The following is a 13,487-nucleotide window of genomic DNA, read 5'->3' on the forward strand; positions in this document are numbered from 1 at the left end:
GGGTCCACACGGTCGGTAGGTTGGGATCGTGACAGTCGAGCGCGTGACGGATGCTTCGGACCCGCGCCTGGCGGACTACCGCGATCTGACCGACGTCGCTCTGCGCAGGGTGCTCGAGCCCGCGGGTGGGCTGTACCTGGCGGAATCCGCGAAGGTTCTGGCGCGCGCCCTCGCCGCCGGGCATCGACCCCGCTCGGTGCTGACCCAGGAGAAGTGGCTCGATGAGGTCGAGCGCCTGCTGCGTGACGAGCTCGGTGCGGAGTCTCTGGCGACGCCTGTCTACGTCGTCGATGCCGAGCTGGCCGAGGCGGTCACGGGCTATGCCGTCCACCGCGGTCTGCTCGCCTCGATGCATCGGCCCGTCACCCCACCGGTGCGCGAGCTCCTCGCGCAGGCCCGCCGTGTCGTCGTGCTCGAGGACCTGGTCGACCACACGAACGTCGGGGCCGTATTCCGGGCGGCGGCGGGTATGGCAGCGGATGCCGTGCTCGTCTCGCCGCGATGCGCCGATCCGCTCTACCGACGAAGCATCCGGGTCAGCATGGGGACCGTGTTCCAGGTGCCCTGGACCCGCCTGCCGGCCTGGCGCGAGGGGGCCGAGCTGCTGCACGAGGCCGGGTTCCACATCGCTGCGCTCGCTCTGGCGGACGACGCCGTCTCGCTCGATGACTTCGCCGCCGATCCGCCCGATCGTGTGGCCGTCGTGCTCGGCGCGGAGGGCGATGGTCTCTCGCGTCAGGCGATCGCGGCGGCCGATTCGATCGTGACGATCCCCATGGCCGGGGGCATCGATTCGCTCAACGTCGCGGCCGCGAGCGCGGTCGCGTTCTGGGCCCTGCGCATCCGCTCCTGACGGCCTCGACGGCGGCTCCGACCGAATCCTCGACGGGTTAGACGGTCTGCCTCGGCTGGGCGTCTGGATCCTGCCCCGGCGCGAGAACCGTCATCGGCAGCGGTTGGGGGCGTTTCGCGCTGATGTTGTCGCCCGAGGACTGGTGTCGCAGGCGCCGCAGAACCCAGGGAACCAGGTGCGTCCGCGCCCACACCAGGTCGCCGACGCGAGCCGTCCGCCACGTCGTCGTCGGCAGCGGGTCGGGCTGCATGTGCACGAGGTCGTTCGGCACGTTGAGCGTCCGCAGCACCATGCGTGCGACCTCGTGGTGCCCCAGGGGATTGAGGTGCAAGCGATCCGCGTCGAAGAACCGCGCGTCCTGGATCTCCTTCAATCCCCACTGATCGGCGACCACGCAGTCGTACCTGTCGGCGATCGCGCGCAGATTCTCGTTGTAGATCGCGATCTTGCCGCGCATGGTGCGGAACACCGGTTGCCAACGCACATCGATCCCCGTGAAGATGACGATCGTCGCGCCGCTCTGCGACAGACGCGCGACAGCGTCCTCGAACTGTGCGGCAACCGCGTCCGGGTCGGCCCCCGGGCGGATGATGTCGTTGCCGCCCGCGCAGAACGTGATCAGGTCCGGCTTGAGGGCGAGGGCGGGTTCGACCTGTTCGGCGACGATCGGGGCTATCAGGCGTCCGCGCACGGCCAGGTTGGCGTACGCGAAGTCGGGGACCTGCGATCCGAGCACCTCGGCGACGCGATCAGCCCATCCGCGGTAGCCCCCCTCGAGCCGCGGTTCGGGGTCGCCGACACCCTCGGTGAACGAGTCGCCGATCGCGACGAATCGCCTCCACGGATGCGTCGGCTGACCCGCTGCGTCGGTTGCGTTCTCGGATGTGCTCTCGTGATCGGGCATCGAACCTCCTCGCTTGTCGGCCGTTCCCGACCATACCGCGCGGTCCTGACACCACCCGCCTGTCCACGCGCAAGCCGTGGAGGGCGGGTGTCCGCGGGGTCGTCTATCGTGGTCAGTCGTGCGTTCGGGCGAGCGGATGCCGACGCGGGAGGGGTGTGCAGGTGAGCGAGGAGCAGTCCGGCGCGCACGTCGGCAGTTTCGCCGCCGAACACCTGTCGCCCGCGTACCCGCAGCGGGCTCCGTGGGGAACGGCCCAGGCGCTGCGTGCGTGGCAGGCCGAGGCCCTCGACATCTACTTCGCGCTCGACGGGCCCGACGGCGTCGGCAACGGTCCGCGTGACTTCCTCGCCGCCGCAACTCCGGGCGCAGGCAAGACGACCTTCGCGCTCCGCCTCGCGACCGAGTTGCTGCGGCGCCGGGTCATCGCACGGATCGTCGTGGTGGCGCCCACCGAGCACCTGAAGACGCAGTGGGCGGATGCCGCGGCCCGCGTCTCGCTGCGGCTCGATCCGAACTTCAGCAATCGCCACGCGATGCCCTCGCGCCAGTACCACGGGGTCGCGGTGACCTACGCGCAGGTGGCGGTCAAGGCATCCGTCCATGAACGCCTGATCATGGATGCCCGCACACTCGTGATCCTCGATGAGGTGCACCACGGCGGCGATGCGCTGAGCTGGGGCGACGCCCTGCGCGAGGCGTACGGACGAGCCACGCGTCGGCTGCTGCTCTCGGGCACGCCGTTCCGCAGCGACACGGCCCCGATCCCGTTCGTGGAGTACGCGCCGAACGAGAAGGGCATCAGGCTCTCGCGCACCGACTACAACTACGGCTACCGCCGTGCTCTCGAGGACGGCGTGGTGCGTCCCGTCATGTTCCTCGTCTACGCCGGCAAGATGCGGTGGCGCACGCGCGCGGGCGACGAGATGGAGGCGTATCTCGGGCAAGACAACACGAAGGACATCACGGCCCAGGCGTGGCGGACCGCACTCGACCCCAACGGCGACTGGATCCCCGCTGTGCTGCGGTCGGCGGACCGGCGCCTGACCGAGGTCCGCGAGCAGATTCCGGATGCCGGGGGCCTGGTCATCGCGACCGACCAGACCGCGGCCCGGGCCTACGCGGCGATCCTCGAGGGACTGACCGGCGAGACTCCGACCGTCGTGCTGTCGGACGAAGCCGAGGCATCCTCACGCATCGAGCAGTACGCCAGCTCGACCTCGCGGTGGCTGGTGGCGGTGCGCATGGTGTCGGAGGGTGTCGACGTGCCGCGCCTCGCGGTCGGCGTATACGCCACGTCGGCTTCGACCCCGCTCTTCTTCGCGCAGGCGATCGGGCGCTTCGTGCGGGCCCGGCGTCGCGGCGAGACAGCAAGCATCTTCCTGCCGAATGTGCCGCAGCTCATCGCGCTGGCGGGCGAACTCGAGCGCGAACGCGACCACGCGCTCGACCGCGACAGCGATGCCGACGACGAGTGGACGCTCGATGAAGACGCCATGGATGCGGCCGAACGCGAAGAGTCCGCCTCCGACGCCCTGACTCAGGAGTTCACCTACCAGGCGCTCGGGTCGCTGGCGCACTTCGATCGGGTCATGTTCGACGGACGCGAATTCGGTCAGCTCGCGGTACCGGGGACGCCCGAAGAAGAAGAGTTCCTGGGCCTTCCGGGCCTGCTCGAGCCAGAGCACGTGCACGAACTGCTGATGCAGCGGCAGACCCGCCAGGGCAAGCACAGGAGCGTGCGCGAGGCCGCAGAGGCGACCTCGCGCGAACAGCCCGGAGCGGATGCGCCGCCGCCGGCCTTGCACAGAACGCTCCGCGAGCAGCGCCAACTGCTGAACAGCCTGGTCGGGCTGTACGCCCGTCAGGCGGGCGAGCCGCACGGACTCGTGCACGCGGAGTTGCGCCGCATCTGCGGTGGTCCCGCCGTCTCGCACGCGACGGTGGCCCAGTTGCAGGCGCGCATCGAAGTGCTGCGTCGGCGCGTTCACTCGTGAGCGGTTCGGGCCAGCTCGAGAGTCGTCTCGGGAACCTGCTTCGGAGGCCCGAAATGCTGGCAATACCGACGATCTGAGGCTCACCGCTCGCCCCTGTGGATAGCGTTGACGGGTCCCCGCCGCATCCGCTCCATCGTCCCCGTCGCCCTGGAGGCCCTATGAGCGCGCCCGCGCCCACCCCGACCGCCACCGATCGCCGACGATGGATCCGCTACCTCGTCAACGAACGGGCGGAAGCGAGCGTCTACCGACACCTCGCCGCGCGTCGCGAGGGCGAAGAGCGCGCTATCCTGCTGGCGCTGGCGGAGGCCGAGGGGCGGCACGAGGCTCACTGGCTGACGCTGCTCGGCGGCGAGCCCGCCCGGCTTCCGAAGGCCGACCTCGAGACGCGCGTGCTCGGGTGGATGGCCCGGCGCTTCGGCTCGATCTTCGTGCTGGCGTTGGCGCAGAACGCCGAGGGCCGCTCGCCCTACGACAGCGAGGTCTCGGCGACGGCCGCGATGCGCGCCGACGAGAAGATCCACCACGAGGTCGTGCGCGGGCTCGCAGCCCGGGGACGTCGGCGACTCTCGGGTACGTTCCGCGCCGCCGTCTTCGGCGCCAACGACGGTCTGGTCAGCAACCTCGCCCTGGTCATGGGGATCGGGGCCACGGGCGTCGCGCCCCAGTTCGTCCTCTTCAGCGGGATCGCCGGCCTGCTGGCCGGTGCGCTCTCGATGGGGGCGGGGGAGTTCGTCTCCGTCCGGTCGCAGCGCGAGCTCCTCGCCGCGACCGAGCCCAACGGCTACGCCGATGACGTGCTGCCGGACCTCGATCTCGACGCGAACGAGCTCGCGCTCGTGTACCGCACGCGGGGCATGCCGATCGGCGCGGCGCTCGAACGTGCCCGCAAGACGGTCGAGGCCGCGCGTGCCGCGGACCGGTCCACGCCGTTCTCGGTGCCGCGCGAGGCCGCGGGGGAGCACGAGGTCGTGGGCGGTGCGTGGGCCGCCGCGGGCTCGAGCTTCCTGTTCTTCGCCTCGGGAGCGATCATCCCGGTGCTCCCGTGGATCTTCGGTCTGTCGGACGTGGCCGCGGTCGTGCTGGCCCTGGCTCTCGTCGGGATCGCGCTGCTGGCGACGGGCGCCATGGTGGGCCTCCTCTCGGGCGGACCGCCGCTCCGGCGCGCGCTCCGGCAGCTGCTGATCGGATTCGGCGCGGCGGCCGTCACCTACGTGCTCGGTCTCGCGTTCGGCGTCTCGATGGGCTGAAGCCCTATCGGCCGACGACGACGCGTTCCGCGTCGAGCGCGAGCCCCGGGACTTCCTTCTCGAGCGAGCGCAGCTGCCACTCCGTGCGGAAGAGGGCGAGACGCTGCGCCTTGCGCATCACGATCTCGCAGTCGCGGCGGGATGCGAGCGCGGCAGCGGTGTCGGTGTCGACGAGCCGGGCGACGGTATACGGCAGATCGGTCAGGCGGATCTCGACGCCGAACTCCGATGCCATCCGACCCGACAGCACCTCGAACTGCATGGCACCCACCGCGCCGAGCACGGGGTTCTGGGGTCCTCGCTTCTCCGAGTCGAGCAGCTGCACGACACCCTCCTCGGAGAGCGCGGTGATTCCCTTGCGGAACTTCTTCGCGGTACTGACGTCGACCGGCGACGCGAGGGCGAACAACTCCGGGGTGAAGGAGGGGATGCCCTCGAACTCCACCTTGTCCTCGGAGTAGAGCGTGTCTCCGGGGCGGAGGTGCGTCGCGTTGACGAGTCCGACGATGTCACCCGGCCAGGCCGTGTCGACCGTGTCGCGTTCCCGCCCGAACATCTGCAGGGCGTACTTCGTTGCGAACGGGCGCCCCGTCTGCGCGTGCACGACGGACATCCCTCGCGTGAACACGCCCGAACAGATGCGCATGAAGGCGACGCGATCGCGGTGGGCGGGGTCCATATTGGCCTGGACCTTGAAGATCTGTGCCGAGAAGGGCGCGTCGACGGGCCGAGGCATCCCGTTCACGCTGACGCGCGGGGTTGCCCAGGGCGCGGCACGGCAGACGAATCGCAGCAGCTGCTCGACACCGACGTTGCGGACGGCCGCACCGAAGAACACGGGCATGCCGGTGAGATCCTCGAATGCCCCGGCGCGGAAGTCCCCGCCGTCGAGTTCGACGAGCTGGGCCTCTTCGACCGCGGTCCGCCAGTCGTCGCCGAGCAGGCCCGCAGCATCCGTCGCAGGGTGGAGCCGGGTCTGGGGAAGGTGCGCGTTACCGTCGACGTGATCGAACGTCATGAGCTCGCCGGAGGTGACGTCCCGCAGCCCGAGGAAGCGTCCCGCCTCGCCCACGGGCCAGTTGAGGGGCATCGGCTGGCGCGACGTGACGCGCTGCAGTTCGTCGAGCAGATCGAGCGGATCGCGGCCGGGGCGGTCCCACTTGTTGATCATCACGATGATCGGGATGCCGCGGTTCGCGCAGACCTCGAAGAGCCGGAGCGTCTGGGCCTCCATGCCCTTCGACGCATCGATCAACATGACGGCCGTGTCGACGGCCGAGAGAACGCGGTAGGTGTCCTCCGAGAAGTCGGCGTGCCCGGGGGTGTCGACGACGGTCACGACGGTGTCATCGACGGTGAACTGAATGGCGGCGGAGCTGATCGAGATTCCGCGCGCCTTCTCCATCTCCATCCAGTCCGAGACGGTCGAGCGTCGGGTGGACTTGCCGTGCACGGCGCCCGCCTCGGAAACGGCGTGCGCGTTGAGCAACAGGGACTCCGTCAGAGTCGACTTGCCGGCGTCGGGGTGGGAGATGATCGCGATCGTCCGTCGCCGCTTCGCTTCTTCGACCACGCGATGGTCGGCCCGGCCGGTGTTCTCTTCAGATGTCACGATGCTCCGATTTTAGGCGACGCACGGGTGGTGCGCGTCGCGCATCGGCCGACAACCAAGAAGGCCCCGGATCTGAAATCCCAGATCCGGGGCCTTCTCTACCGCTGTGCGCGAGGGGGGACTTGAACCCCCACGCCCGTTAAAGGGCACTAGCACCTCAAGCTAGCGCGTCTACCTATTCCGCCACCCGCGCATGGGTGAATTGCTTTCGCAACCGAGGATCGAGACTATCACGACTCGGCCGTCCACCTGGACCCCGGTAGCCTGGTCGGCATGCCCGGAGCTGACGCATCCTCATCGTCGCCGGTCTCGGGGCGCGAATTGCCCGAGGTCGCGCGGATCGCGCGCGATCTGATCCGCTTCGACACGTCCAACTGGGGCGGCGGCAAGGCGAACGGCGAGCGCGAGGCCGCCGAGTACGTCGGCGCCTACCTCGAATCCCTGGGGTTGGTGGTCGACTACTTCGAGCCGATCGCGCGGCGCACCAATGTCCACGCGCGCATCGTCGGCCGGGATTCGTCGAAAACCGCCCTGATTCTGCACGGTCACCTCGATGTCGTACCCGCCCCGCAAGAGGGGTGGAGCGTCGATCCGTTCGCCGGCGAGGTGCGCGAGGGCATGCTCTGGGGCAGGGGAGCGGTCGACATGAAGGACATGGATGCCATGATCCTGACCTCGGTCGCCGAGTTGCTGCGCGCGGGGGAACAGCCCGAGCGCGATGTGATCGTGACGTTCTTCGCCGACGAGGAGAACGGCGGGGTCGAGGGCTCACAGCTCGTCGTCGCCCAGCGCCCGGAGTGGTTCGCGGGTGCGACCGAGGCGATCAGCGAGGTCGGGGGATATTCGATCTCGGTCGACGACCGCCGGGCCTATCTGCTGCAGGTCGGGGAGAAGGCCCTGATCTGGATCCGGCTGATCGCCCGAGGCCGTGCCGGGCACGGTTCGCGTCTGCATCCCGACAACGCCGTCACGCGTCTGGCCGAGGCCGTCGCCGCCCTCGGCCGCACACGATGGCCCGTCCGGCTCACGGCGACGACGCGGCAGTTGCTCGACGGCCTCGCGGCACTCACCGGGGGTGACACGGCCGACCCCGATGCCCTCGCCGCGCACGCTGGACCCGCCGAGGGGTTCCTCCGGTCGACATTCCGGACGACGACGAACCCGACCGGACTCACCGCCGGATACAAGCACAACGTGATTCCCGATCACGCCGAGGCTCTGATCGACGTGCGGGTTCTCCCGGGCACCGAGGAAGCGGCACTGGCGGACATCCGTCGCATCATCGGCGACGACGTCGAAATCGAGATCGTGCACGCGGACATCGGCCTCGAGGTTCCCTTTGCGGGAGCCCTGGTCGATGAGATGGTCGCGGTCCTCGGCGAGCACGATCCGGGCGTCCCCGTCATCCCGTACCTGATGGGTGGCGGCACCGACAACAAGGCCCTCGCGGCTCTGGGCATCGCCGGGTTCGGTTTCGCGCCGCTGCGGCTCCCTGCCGATCTCGACTTCACCGGCATGTTCCATGGCATCGACGAGCGCGTCCCGATCGAGTCCCTCGAGTTCGGGCAGCGCGTGCTCACCGATCTGCTTCGCCGATACTGACCTACGGATGCCTCGGTCAGGGGCCATCCTCATCCCCCCGTCACGAACCCGCACCGGAAGCTGCCCATGCAATTCATCGAAGCCCTCATCCTCGGCGTCGTGCAGGGACTCACTGAGTTCCTGCCCATCTCGTCGAGCGCGCACCTGCGCATCCTCGGCGAGTTCCTGCCGTCGGCGACCGACCCCGGTGCGACTTTCACCGCGATCACGCAGATCGGTACCGAAGCGGCCGTGTTGGTGTATTTCTGGGGGACGATCGTGCGGATCATCTCGCGCTGGGCGCAGTCGCTCGCGGGCAAGGTGCCGCGCAACGATCCGGACGTGCGGATGGGTTGGCTCATCATCATCGGCTCCGTGCCGATCGCGGTCCTCGGCTACCTGTTTCAGGACACCATCCGCGGCACCTTCCGCAACCTCTGGCTCGTCGCGATCGTGCTGATCGTGTTCGGTCTGCTGCTCGGTGCCGCGGATTACTGGGGTCGCCGCACGCGGGAGCTGAAGGACCTCACGTACCCGCACGGTCTCGCGCTCGGGTTCGCGCAGGCGCTCGCGCTCATCCCGGGCGTGTCGCGCTCGGGTGCGACGACGACGCTGGGCCTCGCGCTCGGCTACACCCGACCCGCGGCAGCCGAGTACGCCTTCCTGCTCGCCGTACCCGCCGTGTTCGGGTCCGGACTCTACGAGCTCGTGCAGAGCTTCGAGGGGCCGAGCGGTCCGTACGGCCTCATCGACACGGTCGCGGCAACGATCGTCGCGTTCATCGTGGGACTCGCGGTCATCGCGTTCCTCATGCAATACCTCAAGCGCGGCAGCTTCCTGCCGTTCGTGATCTACCGTCTGCTGCTCGGCGGCACGCTGATCGTTCTGCTCTCGATCGGCGTTCTGCAGCCGTACTGACCCCGGACCCGCGCTAATCCAGCGTGGGCATGAGGACCAGGACGATCTCTTCGACCTCGCGACCGACGCCCGGAGCGAACTCCGCGTTGCGGGAGAGTTCGGTGAATCCCGCTCGCGCGAGCACCGCACGGGATGCCGCATTGTGCGACGCGACACGGGCGAACAGCGGCCGCTCGGGTTCGCGTGAGACGAGGATGCCGAGCGTCTCGGTGGCGACGCCGCGACCCCAGGCATCCCGGGCGATCCAATAGGTGACCTCGCGGTCACCGTCGGTCGTGAACAGGCCGGCGGTACCCGCGAAGGCGCCGTCCTCGGTCACGACCCAGGCGAGGGCGTCGGGGTACGCGCGCAGCCGGGCGATCCACGCGTCGAAGCCGGCGCGATCGTCGGGGTCCGCGGCTGTGAAGGCCGCCATCTCGACCGCCTGCGGGTCGCGCATCATCTCGAAGACGGCGTCGAGGTCGTCGTCCCGAAGATCGCGCAGCTCTATGTGTCCCACGGGTCAACGGTATCCGTTGCCGTCCTGTCGGGCCCGAGCGATCGTGGCTGTCGGGCGTGCCGTGGCCGTCGGTCGCGCCGTGGGCTGTGGGATCTCGCGCAGTTGACCGGGGTCTCAGCGGCGCGGGTCGTCGCGACCGGGCTTCGACGGCCCGTCGCCGCCGCGCCGCAGGTAGCGCTCGAACTCCTGGGCGATCGCGTCACCGGACGCCTCGGGTGAGTCCCACGTGTCGCGCGTGCGCTCCAGCTGGCGGATGTACTCGGTCATCTCTTCATCGTCGGCGGCCGCGGCGTCGATCGATGCCTCCCATGTGGCTGCCTGGGTCGGCAGGTCGCCACGCTCGATGGGCGCGCCCGCGACATCCTCGAGTTTGTCCAGCAGCGCGAGCGTCGCCTTGGGCGAGGGCGTGTGCCCCGCGACGTAGTGCGGCACGCTCGCCCACAGACCCACGGCGGGGATCCCCGCCTCTTCCGCGGCCGCGGAGAGGACGGACAGGATGCCGACCGGACCTTCGTAGGTGCTGCGCTCGAGGCCGAGGCTCTCGCGGACACGCTCGTTCTCGGTGCCGGCGAAGACGGAGATGGGTCGCGTATGGGGCACGTCGGACATCATCGATCCGAGACCGACGATGCCGGTGATGTCCTCGCGGAGGGCGACGTCCACCAGCTCTGCGGCGAAGGCCTGCCACGCTCGCGCCGGTTCGACGCCCGTGAGCAGCCACAGCTGCGTGCCTCGCGTTCGCTGCGCGGGGCGCAGGAGCGTCGCCTCGGGCCAGCGCAGCGAGCGGCGTCCCTCGGCATCCATCGCGACCTGCGGGCGCGTGTACTGGTAATCGAAGTAGAGCTCCGGATCGACCGAGTGGACAGGTTCGAACTCTCCCGCTCCACGCAGTACCCCGAGGGCAGCCGAGGCCGCCTCGCCCGCGTCGTTCCAACCATCGAATGCGACGACGAGCACTCTGCGTCCGAGACCTTCCACCGCGCCTCCTCCCACCGCGCCTCCTCGGCGTGCGGTCCGTGCGAGGACGGATGTCGCCGCGCGGAATCTCTCCAGGATAGGCGTTCGCGCTCGGGCGCGGTCCAGGTTCGGCGGGATGCCCTCGGTAGCATGGGGCGGGTGACTCATCCCCATCCGCGTGCAGTCCTCTGGGACATGGACGGAACACTCGTTGACACCGAACCCCACTGGATGGCGGCCGAGACGCCGCTCGTCGAGAGCTTCGGGGGAACCTGGTCGCACGAACAGGCACTCCAGCTCGTGGGGCTCGGGCTCGAAGATTCGGCCCGCATCTTCCAGGCCGCGGGTGTGCGGATGAGCGTTCCCGAGATCATCGATCGGCTGACCGACGATGTGCTCGCCTCCCTGGCGAGCGGCGGGGTGCCGTTCCGGCCGGGGGCCCGCGAGCTGCTGATGGCGCTGCGTGAGGCAGGCATCCCGACGGCGCTCGTGACGATGTCGATGCACCGGATGGCGGCATCGATCGTCGATCTGCTCGAGTTCGAGGCATTCGACCTGATCGTCGCGGGCGACGATGTCGAGCGGCCCAAGCCCTTCCCCGACCCCTATCTCCAGGCGGCCGAATTGCTCGGCGTAGACATCCGAGACACGGTCGCGATCGAGGACTCCCCGAACGGGGTGCGGTCGGCGGTGGCCGCCGGGTGCACGGTCATCGGTGTTCCGAACCTCGTCTCGCTCGCGGGAACGGGCACCTCGGTCATCATCGAGACTCTGGCCGGGGTGGACGTCGTGGACATCGCGCGGATGCATGCCGAACGCGGTCTGCACGCCGGGCACGTCGCATGAGCGGCACGGAAGAATACGAGGGTCCGCGGACATCCGGACCTTTCGGCGCGGGCGACCGCGTGCAGCTGACGGGCCCCAAGGGTCGCCTGCACACCATCACCCTGCGGGTCGGCGGCGAGTTGCACACGCACCATGGGGTGCTCCGCCACGAAGCGCTCATCGGTTTGCCGGATGGCTCGGTCGTGGAGAACAGCGCCGGTCACGAGTACCTGGCGCTCCGTCCACTGCTGCGCGATTTCGTCATGTCGATGCCGCGCGGCGCGGCGATCGTGTACCCCAAGGATGCCGCGCAGATCCTCGCCCAGGCGGATGTGTTTCCCGGTGCGACGGTCGTCGAGGCGGGCGTCGGATCGGGCGCCCTGTCGCTCTGGCTGTTGCGTGCGATCGGCCCGGCCGGTCGGCTGACGTCGTTCGAGCGCCGCGCCGACTTCGCCGAGGTCGCCCGGGCGAATGTCCAGACCTTCCTCGGTGAGGAGCCTCCGACCTGGCAGGTCGTCGTCGGCGACCTGGCGGATGAGCTGCCGGCCGCGGCCGAGTCCGCGACCGTCGACCGCGTGGTGCTCGACATGCTCGCGCCGTGGGAGTGCATCGATGTCGTCGCGGAGGCTCTTCGACCCGGCGGTGTGGTGATCTGTTACGTCGCGACGGCGACACAGCTCTCGCGCGTGGCCGAGTTCGTGCGCGGAACGGGGCTGTTCACGGAACCCGAGTCATCCGAGACCATGGTGCGCGGATGGCACGTCGAGGGCCTTGCGGTGCGGCCCGACCACCGGATGGTCGCGCACACGGGCTTCCTGATCTCGGCTCGCCGACTCGCGCCGGGCGCGGTCGCTCCCGAGCAGAAGCGTCGCGCGTCGAAGTCGAGCTACGGCGATGAAGACGTCGAACTGTGGACGCCGGGGGCCGTCGGCGATCGTGAGATCACCGACAAGAACCTGCGCAAGCGCGTGCGCGAGGCCCAGCGCGCCGCCGACGCCCGACGTATCGGCGACGGCGGAGAAGACGACCTTCCGGATGCCGCTGCCGACGGTGCCCCCGACAATCGTGCCGAAGCGCCGACCATAGACTGATGCCCGTGCGTAAATTCCTCGTTGCCGCGATCGCGGTCGGCCTCGTCGGCGTCGGACTCGTCGGATGCTCCTCGTCGGGATCCGCGGATGCCTCCTGCGTGCGGCCGGTCTCACCCGAGACCGAACTGCCCGCCAGCGTGACGGGGGCGTTCGGTTCCGAGCCCGAACTCGATGCGTACACGCCCGTGCACGCCGACGAGACGGTCTGGACCGACGCCATCGAGGGCGAGGGCCTCGCCCTCACGGCGTCCGACCAACTCGTGCTCGCCGACATCGTGCTGTTCGACGGAACGACGGGGGAGCGCCTGGGCGGGACCCTGTTCGACGGCGACGTCAAGCAGGCACGACTGCTGTCCGAGTGGACGAAGACCTTCCCGGGGCTCGAGGAGTCTCTCGAGTGCGCGCGCGAAGGCAGTCGCGTGCTGACGCTGCTGCCGAGCGGCTCCCTCCCCGCCGAGGCCGCCGATGGCCTGGGCCTCACGAAGGACGCGACGGCGATCCTCTCGGTCGATCTGCAGAAGGTCTACCTCGCGAAGGCCGACGGCGCCGACCAGTTCGTGACGGACAACGGCCTGCCGAGTGTCGTGCGGGCGCCCGACGGTCGACCCGGCATCATCGTCCCCGACAGTGCGCCCCCCACCGAACTCAAGGTCGCGGCGCTCAAGAAGGGCGGCGGCGCCGAGGTCACCGGCGACGTTCCGGTCCGTGTTGCGTATACGGGCGTGCTGTGGGACGACAAGTCCGAGTTCGACTCGTCGTGGGGCAAGGCTCCCGTGTCGTTCTCGCTCGACAACGTGGTCACGGGCTTCGGCGATGGCCTGCGCGGCCAGACGGTCGGGTCACAGATCCTCATCGTCGTTCCGCCCGAACTCGGCTATGGCGACACGGCGAACGGCGCGATCCCCGCGAACTCCACGCTCGTATTCGTGGTCGACATTCTCGGGCTCGACGAACTGCCGGAGTGATTTCGCGCCCCGTCTGGGGATCCGTGTCCGCGCCTAGG

At 69.4% G+C, this 13,487-nt stretch carries 12 protein-coding genes and 1 tRNA gene; 8 read left to right on the top strand and 5 right to left on the bottom strand.

Features of this window, described 5'->3' with window-relative positions; genetic code table 11:
• The first annotated feature begins 28 nt into the window (after positions 1-28).
• Positions 29-853, top strand: coding sequence for an RNA methyltransferase (locus C2868_RS06910; protein WP_100810793.1), 825 nt, complete (start codon positions 29-31; stop codon positions 851-853).
• 37 nt (positions 854-890) lie between these two features.
• On the opposite strand, the gene C2868_RS06915 is transcribed toward C2868_RS06910, so the two are convergent.
• Positions 891-1,757, bottom strand: coding sequence for an SGNH/GDSL hydrolase family protein (locus tag C2868_RS06915; RefSeq protein WP_100810792.1), 867 nt, complete (start codon positions 1,755-1,757; stop codon positions 891-893).
• Between the two features lie 161 nt (positions 1,758-1,918).
• On the opposite strand from C2868_RS06915, the gene C2868_RS06920 reads away from it, so the two are divergent.
• The gene (locus C2868_RS06920) at positions 1,919-3,751 is read left to right on the top strand and encodes a DEAD/DEAH box helicase (RefSeq protein WP_374935763.1); all 1,833 of its coding nucleotides are present in this window, start codon (positions 1,919-1,921) and stop codon (positions 3,749-3,751) included.
• 158 nt (positions 3,752-3,909) lie between these two features.
• Positions 3,910-5,001 carry a VIT1/CCC1 family protein gene (locus C2868_RS06925; RefSeq protein ID WP_100810790.1) on the top strand — a complete coding sequence of 364 codons (1,092 nt, stop codon included), beginning with the start codon at positions 3,910-3,912 and terminating at the stop codon, positions 4,999-5,001.
• Between the two features lie 4 nt (positions 5,002-5,005).
• On the opposite strand, the gene C2868_RS06930 is transcribed toward C2868_RS06925, so the two are convergent.
• Positions 5,006-6,613, bottom strand: a complete 1,608-nt coding sequence (locus C2868_RS06930) for a peptide chain release factor 3 (protein WP_181003375.1) — start codon at positions 6,611-6,613, stop codon at positions 5,006-5,008.
• A gap of 107 nt (positions 6,614-6,720) precedes the next feature.
• Positions 6,721-6,806, bottom strand: a tRNA-Leu gene (locus C2868_RS06935).
• 80 nt (positions 6,807-6,886) lie between these two features.
• Here C2868_RS06935 and C2868_RS06940 point away from each other — a divergent pair.
• Both C2868_RS06940 and C2868_RS06945 read left to right on the top strand, forming a co-directional pair.
• The gene (locus C2868_RS06940) at positions 6,887-8,215 is read left to right on the top strand and encodes a M20/M25/M40 family metallo-hydrolase (protein WP_100810788.1); all 1,329 of its coding nucleotides are present in this window, start codon (positions 6,887-6,889) and stop codon (positions 8,213-8,215) included.
• 66 nt (positions 8,216-8,281) lie between these two features.
• The gene (locus tag C2868_RS06945) at positions 8,282-9,112 is read left to right on the top strand and encodes an undecaprenyl-diphosphate phosphatase (protein WP_100810787.1); all 831 of its coding nucleotides are present in this window, start codon (positions 8,282-8,284) and stop codon (positions 9,110-9,112) included.
• 13 nt (positions 9,113-9,125) lie between these two features.
• Here C2868_RS06945 and C2868_RS06950 read toward each other — a convergent pair whose 3' ends face one another.
• Entirely contained in the window at positions 9,126-9,611 is a 486-nt protein-coding gene (locus C2868_RS06950; RefSeq protein ID WP_100810786.1) for a GNAT family N-acetyltransferase, read from the bottom strand.
• A 114-nt stretch (positions 9,612-9,725) separates the two neighbouring features.
• Complete coding sequence (locus C2868_RS06955; RefSeq protein ID WP_100810785.1) at positions 9,726-10,589, bottom strand: PAC2 family protein; 864 nt, start codon at positions 10,587-10,589, stop codon at positions 9,726-9,728.
• Between the two features lie 138 nt (positions 10,590-10,727).
• Here C2868_RS06955 and C2868_RS06960 point away from each other — a divergent pair, with 138 nt between their 5' ends.
• From C2868_RS06960 to C2868_RS06970, 3 genes are read left to right on the top strand one after another with little or no spacing between them, the layout of a single operon-like run.
• A complete protein-coding gene (locus tag C2868_RS06960) occupies positions 10,728-11,414 on the top strand; it encodes an HAD family phosphatase (protein WP_332870752.1) in 687 nt (228 codons plus the stop codon).
• Entirely contained in the window at positions 11,411-12,484 is a 1,074-nt protein-coding gene (locus C2868_RS06965; protein ID WP_100810783.1) for a tRNA (adenine-N1)-methyltransferase, read from the top strand. Before C2868_RS06960 ends, C2868_RS06965 begins: the two co-directional genes overlap by 4 nt.
• A gap of 5 nt (positions 12,485-12,489) precedes the next feature.
• Positions 12,490-13,449 (top strand): FKBP-type peptidyl-prolyl cis-trans isomerase, encoded by a 960-nt coding sequence (locus C2868_RS06970; RefSeq protein ID WP_232711177.1) that lies wholly within the window; start codon positions 12,490-12,492, stop codon positions 13,447-13,449.
• The last annotated feature ends 38 nt before the right edge of the window (positions 13,450-13,487 follow it).

Source organism: Microbacterium sp. CJ77, from assembly GCF_002911615.1.
Taxonomy (GTDB): domain Bacteria; phylum Actinomycetota; class Actinomycetes; order Actinomycetales; family Microbacteriaceae; genus Microbacterium.

Excerpts from the sequence above, each read along its gene's own strand:
- C2868_RS06915 (WP_100810792.1), bottom strand. The coding sequence starts at position 1,757 with ATGCCCGATCACGAGAGCACATCCGAGAACGCAACCGACGCAGCGGGT.
- C2868_RS06925 (WP_100810790.1), top strand. The coding sequence starts at position 3,910 with ATGAGCGCGCCCGCGCCCACCCCGACCGCCACCGATCGCCGACGATGG.
- C2868_RS06940 (WP_100810788.1), top strand. The coding sequence starts at position 6,887 with ATGCCCGGAGCTGACGCATCCTCATCGTCGCCGGTCTCGGGGCGCGAA.
- C2868_RS06945 (WP_100810787.1), top strand. The coding sequence starts at position 8,282 with ATGCAATTCATCGAAGCCCTCATCCTCGGCGTCGTGCAGGGACTCACT.
- C2868_RS06965 (WP_100810783.1), top strand. The coding sequence starts at position 11,411 with ATGAGCGGCACGGAAGAATACGAGGGTCCGCGGACATCCGGACCTTTC.